The organism is Maricurvus nonylphenolicus (assembly GCF_042854845.1).
Classification (GTDB): Bacteria; Pseudomonadota; Gammaproteobacteria; order Pseudomonadales; family Cellvibrionaceae; genus Maricurvus; species Maricurvus nonylphenolicus.
In genome coordinates this window covers 2817852-2840808 of the sequence record NZ_AP031498.1, presented here as the reverse complement: position 1 = coordinate 2840808, position 22957 = coordinate 2817852, and the positions used below count along the sequence as shown (strand labels likewise).

Below are 22957 nucleotides of genomic sequence, written 5' to 3'. Positions count from 1 at the left end.
GGCAAGCAGGACTACAACGAGGGAGAGGTTATTTGGTGTCTTTGCCGTCAGGTAGCTCGATCTCATAGGGTTTGAATTCGATGATTTTCTCACCAGCCCAGTCATTAAACTCGGTCAAACGCTCCTGCAGGGGCTGAATCTCATTGCGGGTGAATACGGCGGCCGCATCCTTGGGGTTGCCGAACCCGCCGCTGTTTTCCGGTATCACACCAATCAGGCCTGCCCATACTCGGTGGGCTGCCAGCTGGTCGTTACGGGTGACGTTCTTGATATTGAAGAATTCGTCTTTGGCCTGGACCTCACTGATTGGTATCACCTGCAGGCCTTCTTTCTTGCCGTTGGGTGCATACATGAACAGGTTCTTGAAGTTGCCCGGGCCCTTAGAATCCTTCAGTGCTTGGCGTAGGTTATCGACATCTTGAGTTTCTTGGGCTGCATCGGTCATATACAGAATGAATCCGGCATGGCTGCCGTTCTTGTAGTATTTGCGGCGAAATAGGGTGGCGGACTCATTCAGCCATGCACTGTTGAGGGATGCCAGGTACTCAGGTAGGCCGTAAATCTCCTGATTGATATCGGGTTCCACCAGGTGGAAAACGGCACCTTTATCAAATTCATGTTTGTCCTGCCAGCCGCGCAAGAAGCAATAACGGTCTGCTTCACGCATGCGGCGGGTGTATTTGGCCGGGGAGCGCTTAAACTTTACCGTACCGCCCAGCTTACTTGGGATCTCTTCTAGAAATGCGTTGCCGAACACCAGGTAATCCAGAGCATAGGCGCTGAATTCCTGTTTGCTTAGGCGCTTGTGGGGTACAAAGGTGCTGGCCAGAATGTTTCGCTTAAGGTAGATGGCGCTTGAGTGGTGCGGTGCCGCTCGGAATGACTTGGCCAGACCATCAAAGGATATCGGCGGTTCGTAGTAATCATCGTGCTCCCAGCATTCGGCATAATCCAGAATCTGTGAAGAATCCAAAACACTTTCAGGATCCCCAAAGCTGAAGGCCATGGCGGTGTCACTCTGTTGGGTAGCGTGTTCAACGGTTTCACTGCTGTGATTGTTACGGTTAGCCCGCTTTTGGTTTCTACGGTTACCCATTAGGAAATCTCCATAATATTCTTAGATGTACTTTGTTCGCTTTCATCGTTCCAGCTGAACTGGACCTTATCTAGCGCATGCATGACCGCCCAGGCTTCATCGGCATGACCTGTGGATGCGGTACGGCTGGCAGCGTATGAAATCTGGCCGCTACCGGTGGTGTTTTTGTTGATAGTCATAAAGGCCATGGTTAAATCTTTGTCGCCGGCATCGTATTCAAACTGGCCGCCGCCAATGAGCTGCTTGGATTTCAGCACCAGGCGGTTTTTAACGTCGACGTTGTAGACAATCTTGGTAACGGCTGGGTAGAACTTTTTAACCAGTTCATAAACGCCAAGGCCCATGCCGCTAGCATCAATGCCCATATATTCGACGTTGTATTTAGTGGTGATTTCGTGAATGGTCTTTGCCTGGTCCTCGAAGCTTTTGTCCTGCAGGGTGATCTTTTCAATCAAGCGATATTTACCACCTTCAACCAGTGGTGGGGCAACAACCGCCAAACAGGCATCATCGCGGGAGCGGCTGGGGTCATAGCCAACCCATACCGGGCGGTCGCCCAATGGTTTGGCTGCAAACGGTTTGTAATCGCTCCAAACCTCCCAGCTATCAACCATGCATTTTTGTAGCTCGCTAAGCGAGAACACACTGGTGGCACCGTCGACAAATTTACACATCAACAGGTTGTCGAACTTAGCTGGTGGGAATTTCAGCCGAAGTTTCTCCATGGTGACCACGTCGTAGCCTTTGTCGATCGCATCTTCAATCGTTACCAGCTGCCGCCAGTGGCCATCCTCACACAGTCGACCATCTTTGAGCGCCTTATGGCTAACGTCCAGATAGATATGATCATCTTTTGGTCGGCCAACATTGAAATGTTCACCGCTCCACGTTGGGTAAGCAGGGTGATCAACGGAAGAGGGGGTTGAGAAGTACGTCAAGCGGCGATCATCAAGCACCGCCATGCCGCTGGCTACGTGTTCAATCTGCTGGAAATTCGGGATCCAGAAGCATTCGTCAATGTACAAATCGCCCGAATAACTTTGCGCGGTATTCTTATTGGTACCCAGGAAGTGCATTTCGGCACCGTTAGCCAAAACAATTGGGTCACCTTTAAGTTCGATGCCGGTGGCTTCCCGCACAAAATTGATAATGTTGCGCTTGAATACATGCGCCTGAGCTTTGGATGCAGAAATAAACAGCTTGTTTCTACCGTACTTGGCTGCATCGAGTACTGCCTCACGGGCAAAATAAAAGGTCGCACCAATTTGACGACTTTTTACAATCTGGCGAATGGCATGTGCTAAACCGGCTTGGTGCCACTCTTTCTGGTGTGGGAAGATGGAATCGAAGAACGCCGACTCCAGCTTTTCCAGTGCCTCTTCATCAATTTCGTTTTTTGCTACATGGCGCCTTTTGCTGGGTTTATTGCGGTGCTTAATTTTCGGGTTTAAATCTGTTTCATTGCCGCCTTGGTCAAACTTACGAATGCGGGCAGTTCGCTGTAGTGAGCGGGTAAGAACCTCGATTTCTTTCAGTTCACCATCGGTTTTATCATCCTTGGCAATCAGTTGAACAAGGCGAGCATCAATCGAGCTTTCAACCCGTTGTACAACAGGCGCGCTGTCCCATTCATCACGCTTTTTCCAGCTGTGAATGGTGGCGGCATTAACACCGATTTTTTTTGAAATTTGGGCAACGCGAAAACCTGCCCAATACATATTGCGGGCCTTATCACGTAACTCTGGTGGGATTTCTTCACCGCTGTAAACGGTGGTGCTGGCAGTTGGCGAATTCATGCGGGCAACGCTACCCGACAAACACACCTTCCTATTAATGCTTGCCAGTTAGATAAGGCTTATCTAACTCATAACACATTGAAGCTAAAGGCTTTTCCCGCAAAAGTGCAGGCTACTGCTCAGCAAATTATTGCATTAACGCCACACAAATTGCCAACATGGACGCCACACCATGATTAAATCAAAATTTTTCCGGGTAGCCGTTGAAGGTCAAACAACCGATGGAAGAGTATTAACACGCGAAGACCTTGAGGTCTTGGCAACAGAATATGACCCTGAAGTCTATGGCGCTCGAACCTGGATTGAGCATCTGCGTAGTCTGAACCCTGAAGGTGATTTCGCTGCTACTGGTGATGTTCTTGCTTTAAGAACCGAGGAAGTCACCGAAGGCAAGCTCAAGGGTAAGCTTGGCTTGTACGCCCAGTTCTCTCCTAATAAGAAGGGAATCGATATAGCTGAAAAACGCACCATGGCGTTTTGGTCTATTGAGATGGACCCCGACTTCTCTGATACCAATAAGCCTTATTTCGTAGGGCTGGCTCATACCAACAGCCCCGCCTCTTTAGGTACCGAGATGATGAAATTCAGCGCAAACGCTGAATTAAATCCTTTGGCGGAAAGAAAGCAACGCCCTGAAAACCTCTTCTCGTCAGCCCTTGAACTCGAAGGTCATATTGAGTTTGAAGAGGAGGAGCTTTCCAAACCAAGCCTGTTTTCCCGAGTTAAAGATCTTTTGAATAAGAAGTCAGATAACGACGATCAGCGTTTTTCTGATGTCAACGAAAGCGTTCTAGCTATCGCCGAATCCCAGCAGGCACTGACCGAGCAGGTTAGCAAGCTGGGTGATGGCGAAGACAACGAAGAACACTTTACTCAGCTGAAAGAAGAGGTAACCGAGCTTAAGAACGAGCTGGAAAGCCTTAAGTCAGATCTGGACGAAACCCCAAGCAACAATTACAGCAGCCGTCCACCCGCTACCGGTGGTGATGGTGCAGAACTGGCCGACTGCTAATAAGCACGGACGCTAAACCCGATATTAACAGCATCGAAACTCCGAAAAGGACACGCAGCCATGCATAAAGATACTCGAAAACAGATTCACGGCTTCAATACTCAAATTGCAAAGCTCAATGATGTAGATATAGCAGTCGTAGCTGATGGTAAAAAATTCAGCGTTACTCCTGATGTAGAAACCAAGCTTGAAGAGCGCATCAAAGAATCCTCTGGCTTCCTGCAAAAAATCAATATCACCTCTGTTATCAATCAGAGTGGCCGTAAGGTGGGCATCGGTGCCAATAGCACAATAGCAGGCCGCTCTAATACGGCAGGCGGTACCGAGCGTACTACGCAGGATCCTACCGGTGAGGATGAATTCACCTACATGTGCCGTCAAACCAATTTCGATACCCATCTGTCGTATGCGAAGCTGGATTCATGGCGTCACCGCAAAGATTTTCAGAAATTGGTGCAGGCAGCCGTTACCAAGCAGATTGGTCGTGACCGTATCATGATTGGTTTTAACGGTACCTCAGCTGCGGTTAATACCAACCGTGTTGCGAATCCATTGCTGCAAGATGTGAATATCGGCTGGCTGGAAAAGATTCGCACCGAAGCACCAGCGCATCACACAGACGGTATTACCATTGGTGGAACCGGCTCTCCAGACTTCAATAATCTGGACGCGGCCGTTATGTCTGCCACTAACGAGCTAATCGCAGAGTGGGTACAGGAAGATACCGAGCTGGTAGTAATTCTTGGCCGCACCTTGTTCAACGACAAATTCGAAGCCCTGGTAAATGATCATGGCGAACCAACTGAGAAGTTAGCTACCGATGTTCTGATTGGGAACAAGAAAGTTGGTGGACTGAAGGCTATGCGCGTTCCGTTCTTCCCGCCAAATGCTTTCCTTGTTACTCCTCTGGATAATCTGTCTATTTACTGGCAGGAAGGTTCACGTCGCCGCTCTATCGAAGAGAATTCCAAGCTTGACCGTGTAGAGGACTATCAGAGTGTTAACGAAGACTACGTAGTAGAAGACTACGAAAGCGTAGCCTTTGTAGAAAACATCACTGAGTCAGCGTAATACAAGCCAGGTATTAGTGCGGCGCAAGCCGCACATTTTTTAACTGACTTAGATAAAAGGCAAAGCCATGAATAGTTATAAAGAGCAAACGGAGCCTAAAAAACGTGTAAACGTGTTCCGTAAGCACCGTGAAAAGGTGCTGGCACAGCAGGGTGCCAAAGATGCCAAAGACAACCCCCACAAAGACGCCACCCAGTACGAGCTGAAACTGGCAGAGCTGGGTAACGATAAGCGCCGCCTCAAGCTGGTTAAGTCGCTTAAGCGTAAAGTAGAGCTCAAACAAGAGTTGCTGCCAAAGTATCTGCCTTATGTTGAAGGTGTGCTGGAAGCTGCCACCGGTGAGCAGGACAACGTTTTAACCACCATCATGGTATGGGCCATCGATTGCGGTGATTTAACAACAGCATTACTGATTGGCGAATATGCTCTCAAGCACAAGCTTTCAACGCCTGATCAGTACAAGCGTGACCTGGTTGACTTGCTGGCCGAAGAGGTGGCAGAGCAGGCGATTACAAACGCTGAATCTAATGACTTCGACATTGGTTCTCTCGAGCATGTTGCCGAACTCACAGCAGAGATGGACATGATTGACCAGGTACGTGCCAAGGTGCACAAAGGCCTGGGCTTAACTTACGCCAACCGCGATCGCATTGAAGAGGCTATCCCACAACTGGAAGCCGCACTCAAACTCGATGAGCGTGCAGGCGTTAAAAAGATTCTGGATGGACTTAAGAAAAAGGCCAACCAGTAACAAACACTTAATGGGTTGCGCCACACAACCCTTAAGTCACCGAGCCTACCCCCGGCGCAATGCGGCGGCCTGGTTAAGGTGGAATGACCTCCACACCAAACCAGTGCCGCCCGCATTTTTAGCGGGGCTGCCAGCAGGTAGAGCACATGCCCACCCATATTGCCAACAACACACCAGGTGAAGCGGCCGAAATATCTATCCCCAATAACGGCTTTTTTCCTGATCTCAGCCTCACCGACTTTAAAACCCAATATCGCGTAGACAATCCGGTAAGTGATGAGGCTGCCCGAATGGCTGTGCAAATGGCCATGATCACAACCAACGGTGTGCTGGCCACATGGCATGCCGAACAAATTGCCAGCGGTTACCTGAACCTTGAGGTGGTGCCAGCGCCTACCTATGAAGATATCAGCGAAAAGGTATTGCAGTACCAGACCGCCGTGTACTACCGGGCAAAGGCCGACATCGTAGATCAGTACCGTGATTACGACACCACCAAATCTGGCCACGACCGCGCGGATGAAATGGAAAGCAAGACTGATGACTACATAGCTAAAGCCCATAACGCCGTATCTGACTTACTGGGTAAAAGCCGCTCAGTCGTGGAGCTGATTTAAGCCATGCGTACGGTAACGGCACAACAGGGCGACACCGTAGACCTAATTTGCCATAGGCACCTACGCCAAACCCAAGGTGTTACCGAAACGGTTTTAAAGCTTAACCCGGGCTTGGCCGACATGGGGCCAATTATCCCCATGGGTACCAGCGTTGTATTGCCTGAAGAGACTCCACAACCCACCACCAACACAATCAACTTATGGGACTAAACGTGCTGGACAATATCAGTAAGGAAACGCAAGCCGTAATTATTATGTTGTTAATTGGCGTCGCTGCTGGTCTGGGGCAACTCCTAAACAGTGATGAGCAAATCACTTACCGCCTAATGTTCGGGCGTTGCATTACCAGTGGCATTCTCGCTATTGCTGCTGGTTCCGTATTGCTTTGGATACCCAACTTGCCAGGACTTGCACTGTACGGATTAAGCGCCGCCTTGGCCAGTCTGGGGACAAGCGCACTCGAGCGTGTAGTACACAAATACATTGGAGGTAAAGCACATTGACCGATCTTAAACAAAAGTCTATTGCCACCCTCATGGTGATCGAGGGCGGCTACTCAGACAACAAAGATGACAGCGGCGGCAAAACCCGTTGGGGTGTTACCGAAGAGGTCGCACGCAGGCATGGTTACCAGGGAAAAATGTCAGAGTTGCCACAAACAGTGGCTGCCAAAATTTACACCACCGAATACTGGGACAGCCTTAACCTGAATGCTATCGAGGGAATTTGTCCTGCCATTGCTGAAGAGCTGTTCGATACCGGGGTTAACCTGGGTACATATCGAGCAGCCACATTCCTGCAGCGCAGCCTTAATGTGCTGAACCTCAAGCAGGGTATTTACAAAGATATTAAGGTAGACGGAAAGCTCGGTTACCAGAGCTTATTGGCATTAATGGCCTACAGGGATGCACGTGGTGATGAAGGCCTAATCGTGTTGCATCGCGCTCTTAACTGCTTGCAGGGCGCTTTCTATATTGAGCTTACCGAGCGTCGTGAAAAAGACGAAACCTTCATCTATGGCTGGTTATTGAACAGGGTGGTGTAATCATGGATCCATTAACAGCAATTGCAGCTGCAAAAGGTATTGCCAAGCTTACTGGTTTTGATAACTGGCTAAGTGAAAAGCTGGGTGCAAAAACAGCAGAGAAGATAGTCCAAGTAGCCCAGGTGGTTACCGGTGAGACTAATCCCGAAGCCGCGTTAGCAAAAGCCGAGGCAGATGCTGCGCTACAGTCACAGATTCGTGACAAACTGCTCGAACACGAGCATGAGATCAATATGGCTTTGTTTGAGGACCGCAACAAAGCCCGCGAGATGTACCAAGGTACAGGCCACCAGCAAGCAGACATTATTGCCAATCAGATCATTAAGCAAAATCACTGGCTGGTATTCCTGTTGCTACTTCTTAATGGTTTGGCGTTCTGGTTGGTCGATGACGAGAATTTAGCTTTAGTGATAGGCAATGCGTCTGGATTCTCGATCAATGCACTATGGGCTGAAAGGCAGCAGGTTATAGGCTTCTTTTTTGGTTCAAGCTGGGGCAGCAAGCTTAAGGACCAATTCAAAGCGATCATGCCCGGGTCGAAAGAAGGTAATTAACATGCCAGACATATTCGATCGAGCGCAACAGCGCGAAGCTGAAATGGCAGAGCAAATAAACCGTGTAAGGCCTGCCCAGCCTGTTAAGTCTTTAACCCACTGCTTAGACTGTGAAGAACCTATCCCAGCAGACAGGATGGCCCATGGTGGAGTAGAGCGCTGTGTACCTTGCCAGAATGACTATGAATCCCTTGAGGCCCGAGGTTTAGTATGAAAAAGGTACAGCTTCTGCGGGATCACTTGTTACAAGCGCAAGCCCTGAATATCGATGCTGGTCAGCTACACACCACGGTAAGAAAGGGAAAAATACTATCCCGTGCAGGTACAAACACTATCTATCTGCAAACCCCAGTAGAAGTGCTGGTCACCGACTTTCCTGGTGATGTCGAGGTATTGGCATTCTTTGTTATACAGTGGCTAAACAAGCTGGAGCCCGAGCGCGAAGACAGCTTCGATTTCGAATGCGATATTCTTGACCAGGGTAAAAGCGATGTGCTTTTCACATTACAGCTACAGCACAGCATTCTGCCTATACCCACAGAGACAGGCACAAGCCTATATTACCGTGCCGACCCGGTACCGGACGAACTCTACGAAGGCACCGTAGAGCTTTTCCTTAAAGATGATAGCGAGCCTGATGGGTCCAAGAAGATTGCCGAGTGGCAAGCGGTAGTTCCCCGCCCCGTACCTGGTGAAAACCCTGAAGACCACACACTACCAGAACCGGCTGAAGGCTAGTGGCTGAAGTACTCGATATTAAAGATTGGGTTGGCCAGCTTCTTAAACAGCTGGAATCTGGCGAAGTTAAAAAGCTTAATCAGCAAATAGGTTTTTTGTTGCGTCAACGCAACGCCCAGAGAATTGCCGACCAGGTACAACCCGATGGCACACCATTTGAAGAGCGGAAGGACCAGCGGGGCACCTTACGCCAGCGATCGATGTTCAAAAAGCTACGTACCCGCAGGCACATAAAAATTCGTAGTAGGGCAAACGGTGTTACCGTAGGGTTTGAAGGCCGTAGCGGCAGTATTGCACGTACTCACCATTACGGTTTACGAGAAACTTTCTTTGGCCAGTCTATTCAATTCGCAGAGCGAAAACTGTTAGGCTTTACAGATGACGATATTCAAGCCATACAAGAATTGATAGAAAATCATCTGCTACAGAAAAACAGTTAGATAACACTTATCTAACCGCCAAACGAGTGCATTTTTCATGTAAGAAAAACACACTCGCTACATGAATTATTCCCTTGCAGAACTTCACCGCCTACTCGAAAACATCGTGCGTATGGGTACCGTGTTTGCCGTTGATACGACCGCTGCAAAAGTGCGCGTGAAAGACTCTCAAGGCTGGGAAAGTAACTGGATCAACTGGGGTGTTAAGCGCGCCGGTGATGACCGTGATTGGGAACCTTACAGCGAGGGTGAACAGGTAGTGGTGCTGTGCCCTAATGGCGACACTGCGCAAGCCATCGTGCTGTGCTCTTTAAACAGCAATGACCACCCAGCCCCCAGCAATGATGCCGACATCATTAGCAAACTGTTTCGCGGTGGCATTAGCTACGAACTCAACAAAGAAGAGGGCACAATCACCCTCAATTTGCCTACCAAAATTATCATCAATGCGAATGTCGAGTTGAATGGCGATCTTAACCAAGACGGTACACACATCAGTACGGGAGACCAAGTTGCGGGTGAAATAAGCCAAATCAGTCACACCCACAAACAAAATGACGGTAATGACGCCGGTGGCGGCGTAAATACGAGCGCTGCGCAATGAACGGCATGAGCGCAAATACCGGACAGCTATTAACAGGTGTTGACCACCTGCGCCAATCTATCGGCAATATTCTTTCCACGCCCATTGGTTCCCGCGTAATGCGCCGCGACTACGGCTCTTTGTTATTTCATATGGTGGATCAGCCCGCCAACCCTGCAGGCAGAATGCGTTTAATCGCTGCCAGTGCCGATGCACTGGTGCGTTGGGAACCACGCTTAAACTTACAGCGCCTAACAACCAGTATTGAGTCCAACGGCAAAGCCGCCATAACCGTATACGGTGAGGATCGCGAATCAGGTGAGCGAGTTCTGTTTGAAGGGGTGCCGCTATGAGTTACACCGCCGTTGATTTATCCCAGCTGCCTCCACCCGATATCATTGAAGAAATCAGCTTCGAGCAAGTCTTTGCCGAAATGCTGGACGATCTCAAAGCGCGGGACTCACAATACGACGCCTTGGTAGAATCAGATCCAGCTTATGCAATTTTGCAAGTAGCCGCCTATCGCGAAACCCTGTTACGTCAACGCCAAAACGAATCGGCGCTAGCCGTTATGTTGGCGTATTCGGTCGGGGCAGATTTGGATAATATCGGTGCCCGCTTTGATGTTCCGCGCCTGCTGCTTGAAGAGGGTGATCCGAATGCAGTGCCCCCCGTAGAGCCGGTATACGAAAAAGACGCAGATTACCGTTTACGCATTCAGTTATCGCAAGAAGGCAAAAGCACCGCAGGCCCAGAAGGCGCGTATGAATTTCATGCCCGCAGTGCCGATGCCAATGTGGCAGATGTCGCTATCAAGGCCCCGAAGTTTTCCTACGCCAATTTATCACAGGCAATTCTTGATCAATTACCTGAAGGCGTTATCTGCCTTCAGGTGGATGATGACGCTGGCCTAGCCAACCCTATGCCTGGTGATGTCGCTGTTACCATTCTTTCTCGCCAGGGCAATGGTACAGCCGATCAGCCGCTGTTGGATACCGTAAGCGTACGCTTAAGCGCCCACAACGTTCGCCCTTTAACTGATCGTGTAACGACTCGCAGCGCGGAAATTGTCGATTACATTATCGATGCGGTTGTGGAAATAGAATCCGGCCCTGGTGCCGATATTATTCTGCAGGCTGCTGTAGCGTCATTGCAAAAGCTGATAGACAAGCAAAGTAACATCGGTGAGCCGGTAGCCATATCGGCCATCTACGCGGCCTTGCATGTAGAAGGGGTTAAACGAGTCATTATCAATTCGCCCACAGAAGATGTACCCATAACCGATACCCAAGCCGCTAACTGCACCGAATCTAATGTGGTGGTTGCCTAATGACTTCTCTGCTACCGCCAAACGCTTCCAATCTGGAAAAAGACGTAGAAGCTGTTATTGCGAAACGACACAACGCTTTGCCTATGGATGCTCGCCCTGTGTGGGATCCAGACACTTGCCCGGTACACATGCTGCCATGGTTGGCCTGGGCTATGTCGGTAGATGTATGGGACAAAGATTGGCCTGAACACATTAAGCGTGGCGTGATAAATGCCGCCGTTCAAAATCACCGTATTAAAGGTACTCGTCAAGCGGTAGAAAATGTTGTAGCCGGTTTTGGCTCCAACATTTCAATCACCGAATGGTTCGAAAAAAACGAACCCGGTGTGCCACATACTTTCGATGCATTAATTAACTACAACGGCGAAACCATTGGCGTTGATTTGCAGGAGGCCGTTATTCGCGCTATCGATCGCGCCAAGCCTGTACGCTCGCAGTACGAAGTGCAGTCAGGTGTAGAAGTCTCTAGCGCACTTAATATCGGTGGTGCGGTTCGTGCCACTTATTACCAACGATTGGAATTTGTCGAAGCATGAGCACACTCCCGCTGATTATTACCGATGCCGGCATTGCCGCTGCCATAACCGCAGATGGGCAAGGTTTGCAGTTGGGTATTGTAGAAATTGCACTAGGTTCTGGTAATTGGGTGCCCGACAGCACCGCTACCGATCTTGATACAGAGCTAAAGCGAATGACAACGTTTGGGGCTACTGTATTAGCGCCAGATCGTATTCACGTAACTATTCGTGATGACAGCACTGATGTTTATGATTTGCGTGAAATTGGTCTGGTCGACGAGAATGGCGATCTGTTCGCAATCCACGCACAAGCCTCACCCATAGTAAGTAAGGCGGTTGACGGTAAAGTGCTAATCACAGCGACCATCCCTCTTACTACTGTACCCCCTTCAAGTGTAACGATAACGGGTAATGAGTTTGATTATCCAACATTCAGCGAGACTATCGCTGGTGTTGGCAGACAGGCAACAAGTTCAGAAGTACAAAGTGCCGCAGCGGACAGAATTCTGACACCGGAAAAGGCAGACCCTTGGTACTACAACCCTAACAACCCTCCACCACCTGGTGTGCTTGCGGGAACCCCTTTACCTTGGGCTGGCTCAGTAACACCACCTGGTTATCTACGTATGAATGGTGCTGAATTATCCCGCGATACATATTCGGATTTATTTGCAGCCATAGGAACACTATGGGGGGCAGGTGACGGCTCAACAACTTTTAACATTCCAGAAGCCCGAGGTGAATTTATGCGCTTCTGGGATGACGGTCGCGGTATTGATTCTGGTCGAGCTTTGGGTACCTGGCAAGAAGCCCAAGATGCATTTTATGCCGCTTCTTCTAGCTGGTCAGATGCGGGAGGAAATTATAACTCCGAACTTGAGTGGGGGCACATGCATTCTGATCGGATTAACTTACCTGGTTCAGACGGAAATAGTAGCACTTACAACAGCTCAACGGTTCTGTACAGAGATCTAAATAAACACCGATCTCGCAACATTGCTTTCATGGGCATCATCAAATATTAGGGGGTACTATGGATCTGCATTATTTTGATTCTATTACAGGCGAATACATTGCAACTACTAAAGCAGAGATTGATCCTCTGGAATCAAGTATTGCTGGCAAGCCCGTATACATGAAAGTCCCTCATACCACTTTCGACTCCCCAATTGAAGTTCAAACGGGTTTTGCCTGCGTTAGAGAGGGTGGCAAGTGGACCGCTAAAGAAGACCATCGTGCTTCTGTTATTTACAGTGTTACAGATAAGTCTGAGAAAAAAATATCAGACTTTGGCCCTATACCTACAGGTTATACGAAAAATGTACCTGGTGAATTTGATAAGTGGGTCGATGGCGAATGGGTTTGCGATCAAACCGCTGCCCTCTTAAATGAACAGCAAATTTCCTGTTACGAGTTAGATATTCTCGCTGGCGAAGCCAGGGCACGCTTCATTTCCCCAGGCGAAGGTACTTTGGAAGAATATAACAGGGCATACCAAGTAGCTAAAGAATTCAAGGATGCAAACTACGAAGGCGAAATCCCGTCAGCTATAGCTGACAACATGCGCTATAAAAGTTTATCCGCACAGGAATCCACAGACGACATTTTGGCCGAAGCTTTAGGGATGAATCAGGTGCTAGATACTATTCGAAGTCTTCGCCTGGATGGAAAGTTAGCAATCAATAATGCCAAAGTGGGCGACAATATTGAGGCTATAAAGCAACCTTTTATCGATGCTTTAGAAGCTATTAAACCGCAATAACACAAATACGCAGTAGCCAACACATTAGGAGAATCACATGCCACAAGATTACCACCACGGCGTTCGCGTCTTAGAGCTAAACGAAGGTACGCGCCCAATTCGTACCGTAGAAACCGGCGTAATTGGCATGCTTGTAACTGCCGACGATGCCGATGCAGCTGCATTTCCGGCTGGTGAAGGCGTTTTGGTAACAGACATTATCAAAGCTCTCGACAAAGCTGGTACTACGGGAACCATGGCCAAAAGCTTGGATGCGATTAAAGATCAAACTAATCCAGCTATGGTTATTGTCCGTGTTGCCGAAGGTGCAGATGAAGCCGAAACCAACACCAACGTGATAGGCGGTGTGGTTAATGGGCGGCGTACTGGTTTGCAAGCCTTATTGGCAGCCCAAACAGAGCTCAATGTTAAACCACGCATCTTGGGCGCACCCGGTTTGGATTCACAACCTGTAGCGGCTGAGTTGGCTAGCATTGCCAAGCAATTGCGCGGCTTTACTTATAACGCGGCATGGGGCGCTACTACCAAGGAAGAGGCCGTCACTTACCGCGATAACTTCGGTAACCGTGAACAGATGATCATTTGGCCAGACTTTATGGCGTGGGATAGCGTTAACAGCCAAACAGATTTGGCGTGGGCAACGGCTCGGGCACTTGGCTTGCGCGCCTTGATTGACGAGCAAGTGGGCTGGCACAAAACCTTATCCAACGTGCCAGTGCAAGGCGTTACCGGATTAAGTTCAGATGTTACCTGGGATCTTCAAAGCCCTGCTACCGATGCAGGTCATCTAAACGAGAACGAAGTGACTACACTGATTCGTCAAGATGGCTTCCGCTTCTGGGGCTCCCGCACTTGTAGTGCAGATCCATTGTTCGCGTTTGAAAACTATACCCGTACAGCTCAAGTCATTGCCGACACTATGGCAGAGGCTCACCTGTGGGCTGTTCAGCAACCGCTACATCCAACACTAGGTAAAGATATCGTAGAAGGGTTAAACGCGAAATTCCGCCAGCTGGTAAATCAAGGCTATTTGATTGGTGCGGAAGCTTGGCTAGATCCAACGCTGAACACGAAAGACACGCTTAAGGCCGGTAAGTTTATTGTTGATTACGACTACACCCCAGTGCCGCCACTGGAAGATTTAACATTCCAGCAGCGTATTACCGACCGTCACCTAATCAACTTTGCGGCTGCGGTAGCGGCTTAATGGTATGCGCTGTGTATGCAGCGCATTAACCCCTTTATTACTTTAGGAGCACACACATGCTACCCAGTAAATTTAAAAACCTAAATCTGTTTCTTGATGGTGTTGGTTACCAAGGGCAAATCGAAGAAATTGAAATTCCAAAATTAGCTATCAAAACCGAAGAGTATGTCGGCGGTGGCATGGGCGGTCCTGTTGATCTCGATATGGGGTTGGAAAAAATGGTCGCCATGCTCACCTTTGGTGGCTTTATGGAAGAGCTGGCCAAACGCTTTGGGCAAGCTGGTGTTGATGGCGTTCCATTGCGGGCTCGCGGTGCTTACGAGAACGACCAGACCCTGGCTGTTGATAGCGTAGAAATTGTTATGCGCGGGCGCTTGAGCGAGTTGGACATCGGTACCTGGAAGCGCCAAGAAAATAACAATTTCAAAACAGCTCTGCCGCTGGCTTACTTTAAGATAAGCCTGAACGACAAGGTGCTAATTGAAATCGACATGCTCAACCTTAAATTTGTGGTGGACGGTGTTGACCGTTACGAAGAAATGCGAAATGCATTAGGCCTGTAACAGCACCTGTAAGCTGCTTTAAGTAGGCGGGGCAACCCGCCAACCTACAATAAACGAGATAAAACTATGCTGACTGCAAATAAAGACTACAAATTACTGGTACCTATTACCGTACAAGGCAAAACCACCGATAAGCTGACGTTGCGCCGCATCAAGATTGGTGATCTGCGAGAAATGCGTAAGCATGAGAATTCAGACGATCAAAACGAAACTCTGCTAACTCGCATTGCTGAAATAACGCCGGATGAATTCAACGAAATTGACACTGTTGACTACGATGCTCTCCTAGAGGTAATAGAGGGTTTTTTCGAACAGCCGAAGGCCAAATCCCGAGCGAAGAAGTCATCCTAGCCAAAATGGCCAATATGGCGGCTATCTTCCACTGGCCGCCATCGGAAATAGAAAACCTGACGCTGGAAGAGTTCGACGTACTGCATGAAGCCGCGTTAGAGCGGGGCAGCATAAAGCCACGATAACGGGCTTGGTGTTACGAATTAGGAAATACAGGGATGTGGCAGGGATGCACTTTAAGCGATTGCCACATTACCAGTCGGCTGCCATGCCAACCATGGCAGAAAAGAAGAAGCCAAATACAAACGCAATGGCAGCAAGGCCCACGGCTAAGCCAAACGCAGAAGCAGCAAATAACCATAGGGTTAAAGCTGCAAAGATGAAAGCGGTAATCCATTGCCAGCGCCAAGCGCGCCAGTAATGAGCTGTAACAGTCATTAACTTGTTCATGGGTATCACTATAGCATGTCTAACGAATTAAAGCTGAATGTACTGCTGGGTGCAGATCGCTTCCTTGGTCCAGCCAATAAGGTAGCCAAAGTTGGCGATAAAATGGCTGACGCCTTGAGCCGTGGCACAGCAGAGCTCAATGCCATCGGCAAAAACCGAAACGTGGTGGCCAACCTTAAGCGTATCCAACCACAGCTGGATGCCACCAAAAACAAGCTTAACGCCCAGCGCGAAAGCACCCGTAAACTACACCAAGAAATTAACAGTGGTGGCAAGATTACCCGGGCACAGCGCCGTGAATACAATGCATCACGCAACGCACTGGAACGCCTAGAGAAGCGCTACCAATCCCAACGCCAGCAACTGGCAGGCTACAACAACAAAGCCAAGGAAGCGGGTATAAACACCCGTAATCTAGCAGACGAACAAAATAAACTGGCCGATGCCTATGGCCGCGTTGAAAAGCGTATGCAGGGCATAGCCAAAGCCCAGGCAACCGTAGATGCTGCGCAATCAAGACACGACAACGCCCTGCAGCGTGCTGCCAATGCATCACTGGTAGCGGGTGGGCTTAACCGGGTAGGGCATGGCCTTAAGAATGCGCTGTCCAGCCCCATGCAGCGATCTATCGAGTTTGAAACCGCCATTACCGAAGTTGATAAGTTCGTTAAAGGTGGCCACCTGCCAACCCTTAAAAAACAAATCCTCGATCTGGGTAAGGTTTCCCCGCTTGGGGCGACTGGTATTGCCCAGCTGGTTGCTGCGGGTGGCAAAATTAACCTGCCAGCAGATCAGGCGTTAGAGTTCGCCAAGGTTACAGAAAAATTATCGGTTGCCTTCGGTATCAGTGTCGATGAGGCTTCCGACAGCATCACCACTATTCGTACCGGTATGAACTTAAACATGGCCCAAATTGGCCAGTTGGGTGATGCCATTAACTTTATTGGTGACAGCTCAAGTTCCAACGCCGCAAACATTACCGATATCCTTTCCCGGGCAGGTTCACTGGGTCAAAACGCAGGCCTTAAATCGCCGCAGGTAGCCGCGCTGGCTGCGATTATTGATGGTGCTGCGCCAAGTTCAGAGGTAGCCGCCACCAGCATGAAAAATATGCTCAGCGCGCTTACCTCAGGTGATGCTGCCAGTAAAGAGCAAACCGAAGTACTCAATAGCCTGGGGCTGGATCCCGTATCACTGGCGCAAGCCATGCAGGCAAACGCCGCAGGCACAATTGCAGAGGTGCTTAATGCCATCCGTGATCAGGATGCCGCGGTGCGCGGTAGCGTGATAGAAACCCTGTTTGGCCGTGAGTCTATGGCGGCGGTATCTAATATGGTTGGCAACATAGAAGAGTACCAACGGGTTATGGCCTTGGCCGCCGACACTACAAAAATGAGCGGCAGTGTAGAAAATGAATACGCTCGCACCGCTAAAACCCGCGCATACAAATTGGCGGTATTGCGCAACCGTTGGGAGGCCATTCTTATTCGCCTGGGCGATCGATTGTTGCCTGTACTCGATAGCGTTACAACCACGCTTGCCCCTGTCATTGATGGAATTGGCAGTTGGATCGAGAAACATCCAACCCTGGCAAAATGGTTAATCATTGGTACCGGTGCCATTGGTGCATTGGCGCTGGCCGTAGCACCGGTTATTACCGCGATCGCTTCATTGGGGGCTGCCATTACCTGGTTAGGCTTGCGTTCACGCCAAGCCGCGCTTGATGCTGCGTTAGGTGGTGCAGCCGGTGGAGTTGGTGGTAAGGGCGGCAAAGGTAGACTATCTCGCATGCTGGGTGGCAAGTTGGGCATTGCTGGTGCGGTTGGCTTGGGGGCGTTAAGTATTGCGGACGTTTCCACCAGCAGTAATTTAACCGGTGTACAAAAGGCCACGTCCATTGCTGGTGATGTCGGCGGTATAGCCGGTGCTGTCGGTGGTGCCAAAGTTGGCGCTATGTTGGGTGCTGTGGGTGGCCCAATAGGTATGGCGATTGGCGGCTTGCTGGGCTCAATTGTGGGTGGTATTGGCGGCAATATGTTGGCCAGTGCTGGTAGCCAGAAAATAGCCAGCCTTGTTGAAGGGGGCGATTTAAAACAAGCCGGTGCAGGCCTGGCTATGGCAACCGCCGCAGCGGTGCCGGTTGTGGGCACACCTGGTGCAATGGGTAACTCTTTCACCATGGCTGAAGGTGCAGTCACCATTCAGGTTGATGGTACCGGCAAAGATAGCCACGAAATTGCCACCATGGTTCGCCGTGAGATTGAAGCCATTGAATGGGAGCAACAAGTCGCCCAGCGCAGCAACCTTCACGACAACGACTAACACCAAGGATTCACTATGTTAATGACGCTCGGTCTCTTTGTTTTTACCCTGCAAACAGCACCCCTTAATGGCGTGCAGCGCCAAGCCAGTTGGAAGCACAAAAGCAACCCAAGGGTAGGGCAGCGCGATGCCAATCAGTACCTTGGCCCGGGTGATGAGTACGTCACCTTACCTGGTGTATTGGCTCCCGAAATTACTGGCGGCCCTTCTAACCTTGAAGAGTTGCGAACGATGGCCGGTACCGGCGATGCCTGGTTGCTGATCGATGCTACCGGTGCGGTATGGGGGCAATACATCATCGAGAGTATTGACGACAAACGAACCAGACCTTTACCAACCGGTGAAGCCCGTAAAATTGAATTCAGCATCAAGTTAAAGCGTGTCGATAGTGACCGCCTCGAGCAGCTGGGTGACATTAACGCATCATACGCACGGTTTATCGCATGAGTATTCGCCAAATAACCTATAAGCCGGCGCACCAGCTGAAAGTGAACGGCCGTGACATATCCGATACTACCCAATCTCGTTTGGTACGCTTAACACTGGTGGACCATGGCGGCAGCAAGTCCGATCAGTTAACCATGGTATTGGATGATCACGACGGGCGTTTAGCGATACCCCCACGCAAAGCCAGGATTCAATTAGCATTAGGCTGGCAAGGCCAGCACCTGGCAGATAAAGGTGAATTCATAGTGGATGAGGCAGGCCACAGCGGCCCGCCAGATCAATTAACTATTGTTGCCCGCTCGGCTAACTTCACCTCTAACTTTAGCGAAAAAACCACCAAAAGCTGGCACCAGGTAACCGTGGGTGACATTCTCAAAACGATTGCCGAAAAACATGGTCTGGATCCAGCTATTAGCGAAATTCTTGCTGAACGCGCCATCGAACATATTGATCAAACCAATGAGGGTGATGCCAACTTCTTAACCAGGCTGGGTAAACGTTACGGTGCTATGGCATCTGTGAAAAATGGGCGTTTAATCTTTAAAACAAAAGGTGATGGTTTAACTGTGTCCGGTATCAAATTACCCGCGACAACTGTCAAAAAACGCGACTGCTCATTGCATCGATACAACGACAACAGCCAAGACCAATATACTGGCGTAAAGTGCTATTGGCATAACAAGGAAACGGGCAATAAATCCACCATCGTTCTCGGTGAAGAGGGCAAGGTTAAAACCCTTCGCAGCTCATTGCCGACAAAAGAAGAGGCAGAGCACGTAGCGGCCGCAGAATGGCAACAACTCCAAAGGGCAGGGCAAACCCTTAGCCTAACGTTGTCGACTGCTATACCTGAATTATTGGTCGAATCACCGATAACCGTTAAAGAGTTCAAGCCAGAAATTAATAGCCAAGACTGGGTCGGTAAAAACATTACTCACATAGTCGGTAGTGGCTATACACAGCGGATAGACTTGGAAGTGAAGCTGCCGTAGAGAGGGATAAGAAGCACGTAGTTTAACTACGGGTTGCAAATAAAGCATTTTTGGCCGAGTTCAATAGCTCGGCAGGTGGAGGGGGTCAGATTATTGTTGTTTTTGGCTTAACAGCAATGCCTCTGTAATCGCCTTTACATGGTTTTTATTGTCGGTACTCAGTTGTTGATACTGCATAGCCATTGACTGGCTACCATTATCAAGCACCTGGTATTCGGTACCGGGTTCACGCACTTCATTAACGCTATCTTTATAAGGTGAGGGCTTAACCTTACTCATGAGCCCAGGTCTTTGCTTTCGTGCATCTTCAAAGCCGAATAGCTCATTGTTACCCATATGCCCGTTTTCAAGCCGCTGCATGTCCTTTTCAGATAGCAGTAGCGCCCATAATCCCCGGCCTTGTTCGTTTAGCCAGTGAACGGTGGCCATGGATACACCCGCAACAAATACATGCGCCTCGGTGTAATCAACGGATTTATCCTTAAAGTCGTATTCAGTCCGGCGGTGCAATATAACGCCCAAGTTACTGTCATCCGCCGTATGGGTAATGGCTACGCCGTAGTCCTCGGCCTGCAGCAACTTATCAATAGCCGTAATGGCATACTGATCGTTCATGGCCCGCGTTACCCGGTATGGAACCCCTTTATCCAATAGCAGCCAATCGAGGTCTACCCGGTCTGTACGGGCTAGGGCGGCCAGTAGGTCGGTGCCTGGTTGAGCCCCTTTCATAACGTGTGAAATCACCCCAGTGGAGAAGCCAAGGCTCTTAAACCATGGCGTGATATCCCGTTCCCCGGCTAAAAAAGTCAGTTTTTCTTGTATTGTTTTCATAATTATCCAAAAAATAGGATTAAAGGGTTGCTCTATCCGCCATTTTGGTATTAAATCCTAAATATCGGATTGAATATTATCTTATATACGGATTTAGGATTATGACTGAAGCAACAGGTACCGGCAACGCAACAAAACTCAAAAGCCTCAATGTGAGCGGGAAGTCACACAAAGACCTTCGCTTAGCCTTGATTAAGCACGATAGAAAGAACCTGCGTGAAGTAACAGAAGAAGCCATTGCGGATTGGATCGCCAAAATGGATCGGCAAGCGGAAGAGGCTCAAGCCCAGCAGGCCCAAAACTCTCACCAGTAAATAAGTAAGCCCCTCGGTCGCCACAACCGAGGGGCTTGGCAGTGGGGCTGCTCAGCCAACACCGGTGTTTTGCCAACACACCTAAAGCTTAGAGCATCCCCAGAATAATTCCATGTAACAGCAACGGGATGCTCACATGTCTATTTGTTTGCCAATTCACGCAGAGCGCAGCATTGAAGAAGTTCAACGTGCAATTGTTCTGGAGTTTAAGCCAGGGCTGAAAAAGCTGGCTATAAAAGCTGGGGTTTCTGGTCCCGGTATCTTGTCTAACAAAGTTAACCCTGCGCAACCACATCAACTCTCAGTAATAGAGGCGGTTCGCGTCCAAAAAGTCACCGGTGATTACCGCTTACTAAGGGCAGAAGCCGCAGCTCTGAATCACGGCATTGTTCCCCTCACAGAGCATCTATTGGGTGCCAGCGATACAGAGCTGTTAGGTCTGTGGGCTGATTGCATTCGGGAAGAGGGCGAAACAGCCCGAGAGATACAAGCAGCTCTGGAAGATGGCGAAATCAGCGCCGACGAATACCAGCGCATCGAGCGCGAAACCTTTGAAGATATCACCGCCAAATTGGCACTGCTCGAACGCTTGCGCACCTTAATGGTTGAAGAAACTCAGGCAGAAGAGGAGTGCTGCTAATGGCCGAAAGAATCTGCCAGCCCATTACCGTGTGCCCACACTGCCTGAGTAACTCTAAAGCAGTGAAGACCAATCAGGTTACACGTATGTATCGCGAGGCAGTGTACCGCTGCAACAACATTGAATGCGGTGCGGTATTCAAAGTAGCCATGACCCCAATTTCTATGATCAGCCCCAGTGCCATACCGCACGAAGAAGTCGTATTGCCCGTAAGCAAGCAAAGCAACAGTGCGCAAAAGCAACTGGACTTTACAACGGAAGGAGAAACGGCATGAACCACGCTCAAACCATGCAGGAACAGGCAGAAGTTTTCGCATTACAGCTTATGAACCAATCGCCTGAAATCGACCGCGAACACCTAGTAAGGCAAACCACCAGCCATTTAAAAACTGTTCGCCATGTATCCATCGAAACCGCACGTATTAAAGCATCGGCGGCAGTAGCTGAAATCGAGAAGGGCAACAAAAACGCCTACTTCGACATCAGCCATTCAACGTCCAAGTGTTTGTTTGTGATGGTTGATGGTGTGCGCCAAGCGTTATCGCTGGGTGATGTTATGGCCCTGCTACAGCAGGAACCGGCATAAAAACCGCCGTTCATGTGGGATAACCATGCCTATTAATAGTAGCCAGCAACTACGATGCAGACAAAATTAAACAAAGGTTAGACGTTATCCGCAGTAAACGCGGCAAAGCAGGAGAGGAAGCCCTCACCGCCGAAATGCGAAAACAGTGGAGGATTGAACGTGGTTAACAGTGTGCAAAACCCTAACCCAAATCAACCAATGCCCATTGCAGATGCAGCCCGCATTTTAGGCGTTGGCAGTAAAACCCTTTTTGCTAAGTTACGTGAAAAACAAGTTCTTGGCCCAAACAACGTGGCAATGCCGCCGTATGTGCATCACCGCTTGTTTGTTATCCATAACCGCCGCTTTAGAAAAAGTGGCACCAATGTTCGCCAGTGGTACCAGGTAAGCCTAGTTACACCCAAGGGGCTTAGCTGGTTAGAAGAAAAGCTCACCCATTGGCAACCAGAATCAACAAAGCAAAAAGCTAGTTAAAACGAAACGACAATTGGAGGTCACCATGTCAAAAGACGAAGCTGTAACAGCATATGCAGGCGCTATTAATCGCCTTTTAGTTTTGGCCAATGCAGGGGGTAGCGGGGGGCGTGCCGCAGCACAGGTATTGCTTTCAGCATACAACGGTAAGGCTTGGCAGTTAGATGTAACTGATCTTTGTTTGCTGGATGAAAACAACTACCAGTCCGCCTTACTAGTACTTCATTACCGCCGAGCTCTAATGCAAGAGCCACAGGAAGCCATTGAAGATGGTGATGAAAAGTTTCATGTCCTCTGGGAACAGTGGAAACGTTTTCATATTGATAACCGGCACAAGCAAGAGTGTGGTAGCTGTATGGGGGATGGCAACCACTGGGATGAAGAGGGCGTAAAAGTACTTGGCCCATGCCGTTGCTGTAATGGCGAAGGCTTAATAACTCAACACTAATAAGAAGTAATTGGCGGGGGTGTCAGGCTCCCGCATTTTCGACCAGACGGAATTGCAACATGACGTACCAATCATTAAT

Annotated in this window: 34 protein-coding genes; 30 read left to right on the top strand and 4 right to left on the bottom strand. The window is 49.4% G+C overall.

The features are described 5' to 3' along the window. Nucleotides 1-28: 28 nt before the first annotated feature. Both ACGHZ6_RS12375 and ACGHZ6_RS12370 read right to left on the bottom strand, forming a co-directional pair. Entirely contained in the window at nt 29-1096 is a 1068-nt protein-coding gene (locus tag ACGHZ6_RS12375) for a phage portal protein (RefSeq protein ID WP_390614272.1), read from the bottom strand. Continuing rightward, complete coding sequence (locus ACGHZ6_RS12370) at nt 1096-2892, bottom strand: terminase large subunit domain-containing protein (protein ID WP_390614271.1); 1797 nt, start codon at nt 2890-2892, stop codon at nt 1096-1098. The genes ACGHZ6_RS12375 and ACGHZ6_RS12370 overlap by 1 nt, the downstream gene beginning before the upstream one ends. 172 nt (nt 2893-3064) lie before the next feature. Here ACGHZ6_RS12370 and ACGHZ6_RS12365 point away from each other — a divergent pair, with 172 nt between their 5' ends. The 21 genes from ACGHZ6_RS12365 (at nt 3065) to ACGHZ6_RS12265 (ending at nt 15559) form a co-directional block, all read left to right on the top strand. Further along, nucleotides 3065-3904 (top strand): GPO family capsid scaffolding protein, encoded by an 840-nt coding sequence (locus ACGHZ6_RS12365; RefSeq protein ID WP_390614270.1) that lies wholly within the window; start codon nt 3065-3067, stop codon nt 3902-3904. Nucleotides 3905-3964: 60 nt separating this feature from the next. After that, the gene (locus ACGHZ6_RS12360; protein ID WP_390614269.1) at nt 3965-4975 is read left to right on the top strand and encodes a phage major capsid protein, P2 family; all 1011 of its coding nucleotides are present in this window, start codon (nt 3965-3967) and stop codon (nt 4973-4975) included. Between the two features lie 67 nt (nt 4976-5042). Further along, complete coding sequence (gene gpM / locus ACGHZ6_RS12355) at nt 5043-5726, top strand: phage terminase small subunit (protein ID WP_390614268.1); 684 nt, start codon at nt 5043-5045, stop codon at nt 5724-5726. Nucleotides 5727-5872: 146 nt separating this feature from the next. Further along, nucleotides 5873-6343, top strand: a complete 471-nt coding sequence (locus ACGHZ6_RS12350) for a head completion/stabilization protein (RefSeq protein WP_390614267.1) — start codon at nt 5873-5875, stop codon at nt 6341-6343. A gap of 3 nt (nt 6344-6346) precedes the next feature. Next, nucleotides 6347-6553, top strand: coding sequence for a tail protein X (locus ACGHZ6_RS12345; RefSeq protein ID WP_390614266.1), 207 nt, complete (start codon nt 6347-6349; stop codon nt 6551-6553). Beyond that, nucleotides 6544-6846: a hypothetical protein gene (locus ACGHZ6_RS12340; protein ID WP_390614265.1), complete on the top strand. Its 303-nt coding sequence runs from the start codon at nt 6544-6546 to the stop codon at nt 6844-6846. The genes ACGHZ6_RS12345 and ACGHZ6_RS12340 overlap by 10 nt, the downstream gene beginning before the upstream one ends. Further along, nucleotides 6843-7388, top strand: coding sequence for a glycoside hydrolase family 108 protein (locus tag ACGHZ6_RS12335; protein WP_390614264.1), 546 nt, complete (start codon nt 6843-6845; stop codon nt 7386-7388). The genes ACGHZ6_RS12340 and ACGHZ6_RS12335 overlap by 4 nt, the downstream gene beginning before the upstream one ends. Nucleotides 7389-7390: 2 nt before the next feature. Next, a complete protein-coding gene (locus ACGHZ6_RS12330) occupies nt 7391-7942 on the top strand; it encodes a hypothetical protein (protein ID WP_390614263.1) in 552 nt (183 codons plus the stop codon). A 1-nt stretch (nt 7943) separates the two neighbouring features. Then, a complete protein-coding gene (locus tag ACGHZ6_RS12325) occupies nt 7944-8156 on the top strand; it encodes a TraR/DksA C4-type zinc finger protein (RefSeq protein ID WP_390614262.1) in 213 nt (70 codons plus the stop codon). After that, nucleotides 8153-8680 (top strand): phage tail protein, encoded by a 528-nt coding sequence (locus tag ACGHZ6_RS12320; protein WP_390614261.1) that lies wholly within the window; start codon nt 8153-8155, stop codon nt 8678-8680. The genes ACGHZ6_RS12325 and ACGHZ6_RS12320 overlap by 4 nt, the downstream gene beginning before the upstream one ends. Next, nucleotides 8680-9120, top strand: coding sequence for a phage virion morphogenesis protein (locus tag ACGHZ6_RS12315; RefSeq protein WP_390614260.1), 441 nt, complete (start codon nt 8680-8682; stop codon nt 9118-9120). The genes ACGHZ6_RS12320 and ACGHZ6_RS12315 overlap by 1 nt, the downstream gene beginning before the upstream one ends. A 61-nt stretch (nt 9121-9181) precedes the next feature. Next, nucleotides 9182-9724 (top strand): phage baseplate assembly protein V, encoded by a 543-nt coding sequence (locus ACGHZ6_RS12310; protein ID WP_390614259.1) that lies wholly within the window; start codon nt 9182-9184, stop codon nt 9722-9724. Nucleotides 9725-9729: 5 nt separating this feature from the next. Continuing rightward, nucleotides 9730-10056 (top strand): GPW/gp25 family protein, encoded by a 327-nt coding sequence (locus tag ACGHZ6_RS12305; RefSeq protein WP_390614258.1) that lies wholly within the window; start codon nt 9730-9732, stop codon nt 10054-10056. Next, on the top strand, nt 10053-11033 hold the full coding sequence (locus ACGHZ6_RS12300; protein WP_390614257.1) for a baseplate J/gp47 family protein: 981 nt from the start codon (nt 10053-10055) through the stop codon (nt 11031-11033). Before ACGHZ6_RS12305 ends, ACGHZ6_RS12300 begins: the two co-directional genes overlap by 4 nt. Beyond that, on the top strand, nt 11033-11569 hold the full coding sequence (locus ACGHZ6_RS12295) for a phage tail protein I (protein ID WP_390614256.1): 537 nt from the start codon (nt 11033-11035) through the stop codon (nt 11567-11569). Before ACGHZ6_RS12300 ends, ACGHZ6_RS12295 begins: the two co-directional genes overlap by 1 nt. Next, entirely contained in the window at nt 11566-12576 is a 1011-nt protein-coding gene (locus ACGHZ6_RS12290; protein ID WP_390614255.1) for a tail fiber protein, read from the top strand. Before ACGHZ6_RS12295 ends, ACGHZ6_RS12290 begins: the two co-directional genes overlap by 4 nt. 8 nt (nt 12577-12584) lie before the next feature. Further along, nucleotides 12585-13313, top strand: a complete 729-nt coding sequence (locus ACGHZ6_RS12285) for a hypothetical protein (RefSeq protein WP_390614254.1) — start codon at nt 12585-12587, stop codon at nt 13311-13313. A gap of 37 nt (nt 13314-13350) precedes the next feature. Then, nucleotides 13351-14520, top strand: coding sequence for a phage tail sheath protein (locus ACGHZ6_RS12280; RefSeq protein WP_390614253.1), 1170 nt, complete (start codon nt 13351-13353; stop codon nt 14518-14520). Between the two features lie 56 nt (nt 14521-14576). After that, entirely contained in the window at nt 14577-15083 is a 507-nt protein-coding gene (locus tag ACGHZ6_RS12275) for a phage major tail tube protein (RefSeq protein WP_390614252.1), read from the top strand. 66 nt (nt 15084-15149) lie between these two features. Beyond that, complete coding sequence (locus tag ACGHZ6_RS12270; protein ID WP_390614251.1) at nt 15150-15434, top strand: phage tail assembly protein; 285 nt, start codon at nt 15150-15152, stop codon at nt 15432-15434. Between the two features lie 5 nt (nt 15435-15439). Beyond that, complete coding sequence (locus ACGHZ6_RS12265; RefSeq protein ID WP_390614250.1) at nt 15440-15559, top strand: GpE family phage tail protein; 120 nt, start codon at nt 15440-15442, stop codon at nt 15557-15559. A 67-nt stretch (nt 15560-15626) separates the two neighbouring features. Here the strand turns inward: ACGHZ6_RS12265 and ACGHZ6_RS12260 are convergent, their stop codons facing one another. Beyond that, nucleotides 15627-15824, bottom strand: a complete 198-nt coding sequence (locus tag ACGHZ6_RS12260; protein ID WP_390614249.1) for a hypothetical protein — start codon at nt 15822-15824, stop codon at nt 15627-15629. Between the two features lie 15 nt (nt 15825-15839). On the opposite strand from ACGHZ6_RS12260, the gene ACGHZ6_RS12255 reads away from it, so the two are divergent. Genes ACGHZ6_RS12255 through ACGHZ6_RS12245 form a run of 3 tightly spaced genes read left to right on the top strand, consistent with a single transcriptional unit; the run spans nt 15840 to nt 19585 of the window. After that, on the top strand, nt 15840-18146 hold the full coding sequence (locus ACGHZ6_RS12255; RefSeq protein WP_390614248.1) for a phage tail tape measure protein: 2307 nt from the start codon (nt 15840-15842) through the stop codon (nt 18144-18146). A gap of 15 nt (nt 18147-18161) precedes the next feature. Then, entirely contained in the window at nt 18162-18593 is a 432-nt protein-coding gene (locus ACGHZ6_RS12250) for a phage tail protein (protein ID WP_390614247.1), read from the top strand. Then, entirely contained in the window at nt 18590-19585 is a 996-nt protein-coding gene (locus ACGHZ6_RS12245) for a contractile injection system protein, VgrG/Pvc8 family (protein ID WP_390614246.1), read from the top strand. The genes ACGHZ6_RS12250 and ACGHZ6_RS12245 overlap by 4 nt, the downstream gene beginning before the upstream one ends. A gap of 90 nt (nt 19586-19675) precedes the next feature. Here ACGHZ6_RS12245 and ACGHZ6_RS12240 read toward each other — a convergent pair whose 3' ends face one another. Then, the gene (locus tag ACGHZ6_RS12240; protein ID WP_390614245.1) at nt 19676-20416 is read right to left on the bottom strand and encodes a hypothetical protein; all 741 of its coding nucleotides are present in this window, start codon (nt 20414-20416) and stop codon (nt 19676-19678) included. Between the two features lie 101 nt (nt 20417-20517). On the opposite strand from ACGHZ6_RS12240, the gene ACGHZ6_RS12235 reads away from it, so the two are divergent. From ACGHZ6_RS12235 to ACGHZ6_RS12210, 6 genes are all read left to right on the top strand, one after another. Beyond that, nucleotides 20518-20730 carry a hypothetical protein gene (locus tag ACGHZ6_RS12235; protein WP_390614244.1) on the top strand — a complete coding sequence of 71 codons (213 nt, stop codon included), beginning with the start codon at nt 20518-20520 and terminating at the stop codon, nt 20728-20730. A gap of 136 nt (nt 20731-20866) precedes the next feature. Beyond that, the gene (locus ACGHZ6_RS12230) at nt 20867-21370 is read left to right on the top strand and encodes a phage regulatory CII family protein (protein WP_390614243.1); all 504 of its coding nucleotides are present in this window, start codon (nt 20867-20869) and stop codon (nt 21368-21370) included. Beyond that, nucleotides 21370-21645: an ogr/Delta-like zinc finger family protein gene (locus ACGHZ6_RS12225; RefSeq protein WP_390614242.1), complete on the top strand. Its 276-nt coding sequence runs from the start codon at nt 21370-21372 to the stop codon at nt 21643-21645. Before ACGHZ6_RS12230 ends, ACGHZ6_RS12225 begins: the two co-directional genes overlap by 1 nt. Continuing rightward, on the top strand, nt 21642-21956 hold the full coding sequence (locus ACGHZ6_RS12220) for a hypothetical protein (protein WP_390614241.1): 315 nt from the start codon (nt 21642-21644) through the stop codon (nt 21954-21956). Before ACGHZ6_RS12225 ends, ACGHZ6_RS12220 begins: the two co-directional genes overlap by 4 nt. 159 nt (nt 21957-22115) lie before the next feature. Then, nucleotides 22116-22430, top strand: a complete 315-nt coding sequence (locus tag ACGHZ6_RS12215) for a phage antirepressor KilAC domain-containing protein (protein WP_390614240.1) — start codon at nt 22116-22118, stop codon at nt 22428-22430. 25 nt (nt 22431-22455) lie between these two features. Further along, the gene (locus ACGHZ6_RS12210; protein ID WP_390614239.1) at nt 22456-22878 is read left to right on the top strand and encodes a hypothetical protein; all 423 of its coding nucleotides are present in this window, start codon (nt 22456-22458) and stop codon (nt 22876-22878) included. The last annotated feature ends 79 nt before the right edge of the window (nt 22879-22957 follow it).

What these genes read in the sequence shown, in the direction of transcription:
- ACGHZ6_RS12330 (WP_390614263.1), top strand. Translation starts at nt 7,391, where the DNA reads ATGGATCCATTAACAGCAATTGCAGCTGCAAAAGGTATTGCCAAGCTT.
- ACGHZ6_RS12250 (WP_390614247.1), top strand. Translation starts at nt 18,162, where the DNA reads ATGTTAATGACGCTCGGTCTCTTTGTTTTTACCCTGCAAACAGCACCC.
- ACGHZ6_RS12310 (WP_390614259.1), top strand. Translation starts at nt 9,182, where the DNA reads ATGAATTATTCCCTTGCAGAACTTCACCGCCTACTCGAAAACATCGTG.
- ACGHZ6_RS12345 (WP_390614266.1), top strand. Translation starts at nt 6,347, where the DNA reads ATGCGTACGGTAACGGCACAACAGGGCGACACCGTAGACCTAATTTGC.
- ACGHZ6_RS12370 (WP_390614271.1), bottom strand. Translation starts at nt 2,892, where the DNA reads ATGAATTCGCCAACTGCCAGCACCACCGTTTACAGCGGTGAAGAAATC.
- ACGHZ6_RS12210 (WP_390614239.1), top strand. Translation starts at nt 22,456, where the DNA reads ATGTCAAAAGACGAAGCTGTAACAGCATATGCAGGCGCTATTAATCGC.
- ACGHZ6_RS12295 (WP_390614256.1), top strand. Translation starts at nt 11,033, where the DNA reads ATGACTTCTCTGCTACCGCCAAACGCTTCCAATCTGGAAAAAGACGTA.
- ACGHZ6_RS12275 (WP_390614252.1), top strand. Translation starts at nt 14,577, where the DNA reads ATGCTACCCAGTAAATTTAAAAACCTAAATCTGTTTCTTGATGGTGTT.
- ACGHZ6_RS12240 (WP_390614245.1), bottom strand. Translation starts at nt 20,416, where the DNA reads ATGAAAACAATACAAGAAAAACTGACTTTTTTAGCCGGGGAACGGGAT.
- ACGHZ6_RS12265 (WP_390614250.1), top strand. Translation starts at nt 15,440, where the DNA reads ATGGCCAATATGGCGGCTATCTTCCACTGGCCGCCATCGGAAATAGAA.
- ACGHZ6_RS12280 (WP_390614253.1), top strand. Translation starts at nt 13,351, where the DNA reads ATGCCACAAGATTACCACCACGGCGTTCGCGTCTTAGAGCTAAACGAA.
- ACGHZ6_RS12365 (WP_390614270.1), top strand. Translation starts at nt 3,065, where the DNA reads ATGATTAAATCAAAATTTTTCCGGGTAGCCGTTGAAGGTCAAACAACC.
- ACGHZ6_RS12320 (WP_390614261.1), top strand. Translation starts at nt 8,153, where the DNA reads ATGAAAAAGGTACAGCTTCTGCGGGATCACTTGTTACAAGCGCAAGCC.
- ACGHZ6_RS12245 (WP_390614246.1), top strand. Translation starts at nt 18,590, where the DNA reads ATGAGTATTCGCCAAATAACCTATAAGCCGGCGCACCAGCTGAAAGTG.
- ACGHZ6_RS12325 (WP_390614262.1), top strand. Translation starts at nt 7,944, where the DNA reads ATGCCAGACATATTCGATCGAGCGCAACAGCGCGAAGCTGAAATGGCA.
- gpM (WP_390614268.1), top strand. Translation starts at nt 5,043, where the DNA reads ATGAATAGTTATAAAGAGCAAACGGAGCCTAAAAAACGTGTAAACGTG.
- ACGHZ6_RS12360 (WP_390614269.1), top strand. Translation starts at nt 3,965, where the DNA reads ATGCATAAAGATACTCGAAAACAGATTCACGGCTTCAATACTCAAATT.
- ACGHZ6_RS12260 (WP_390614249.1), bottom strand. Translation starts at nt 15,824, where the DNA reads ATGAACAAGTTAATGACTGTTACAGCTCATTACTGGCGCGCTTGGCGC.
- ACGHZ6_RS12230 (WP_390614243.1), top strand. Translation starts at nt 20,867, where the DNA reads ATGTCTATTTGTTTGCCAATTCACGCAGAGCGCAGCATTGAAGAAGTT.
- ACGHZ6_RS12300 (WP_390614257.1), top strand. Translation starts at nt 10,053, where the DNA reads ATGAGTTACACCGCCGTTGATTTATCCCAGCTGCCTCCACCCGATATC.
- ACGHZ6_RS12220 (WP_390614241.1), top strand. Translation starts at nt 21,642, where the DNA reads ATGAACCACGCTCAAACCATGCAGGAACAGGCAGAAGTTTTCGCATTA.
- ACGHZ6_RS12305 (WP_390614258.1), top strand. Translation starts at nt 9,730, where the DNA reads ATGAGCGCAAATACCGGACAGCTATTAACAGGTGTTGACCACCTGCGC.
- ACGHZ6_RS12270 (WP_390614251.1), top strand. Translation starts at nt 15,150, where the DNA reads ATGCTGACTGCAAATAAAGACTACAAATTACTGGTACCTATTACCGTA.
- ACGHZ6_RS12255 (WP_390614248.1), top strand. Translation starts at nt 15,840, where the DNA reads ATGTCTAACGAATTAAAGCTGAATGTACTGCTGGGTGCAGATCGCTTC.
- ACGHZ6_RS12350 (WP_390614267.1), top strand. Translation starts at nt 5,873, where the DNA reads ATGCCCACCCATATTGCCAACAACACACCAGGTGAAGCGGCCGAAATA.
- ACGHZ6_RS12285 (WP_390614254.1), top strand. Translation starts at nt 12,585, where the DNA reads ATGGATCTGCATTATTTTGATTCTATTACAGGCGAATACATTGCAACT.
- ACGHZ6_RS12290 (WP_390614255.1), top strand. Translation starts at nt 11,566, where the DNA reads ATGAGCACACTCCCGCTGATTATTACCGATGCCGGCATTGCCGCTGCC.
- ACGHZ6_RS12235 (WP_390614244.1), top strand. Translation starts at nt 20,518, where the DNA reads ATGACTGAAGCAACAGGTACCGGCAACGCAACAAAACTCAAAAGCCTC.
- ACGHZ6_RS12375 (WP_390614272.1), bottom strand. Translation starts at nt 1,096, where the DNA reads ATGGGTAACCGTAGAAACCAAAAGCGGGCTAACCGTAACAATCACAGC.
- ACGHZ6_RS12340 (WP_390614265.1), top strand. Translation starts at nt 6,544, where the DNA reads ATGGGACTAAACGTGCTGGACAATATCAGTAAGGAAACGCAAGCCGTA.
- ACGHZ6_RS12225 (WP_390614242.1), top strand. Translation starts at nt 21,370, where the DNA reads ATGGCCGAAAGAATCTGCCAGCCCATTACCGTGTGCCCACACTGCCTG.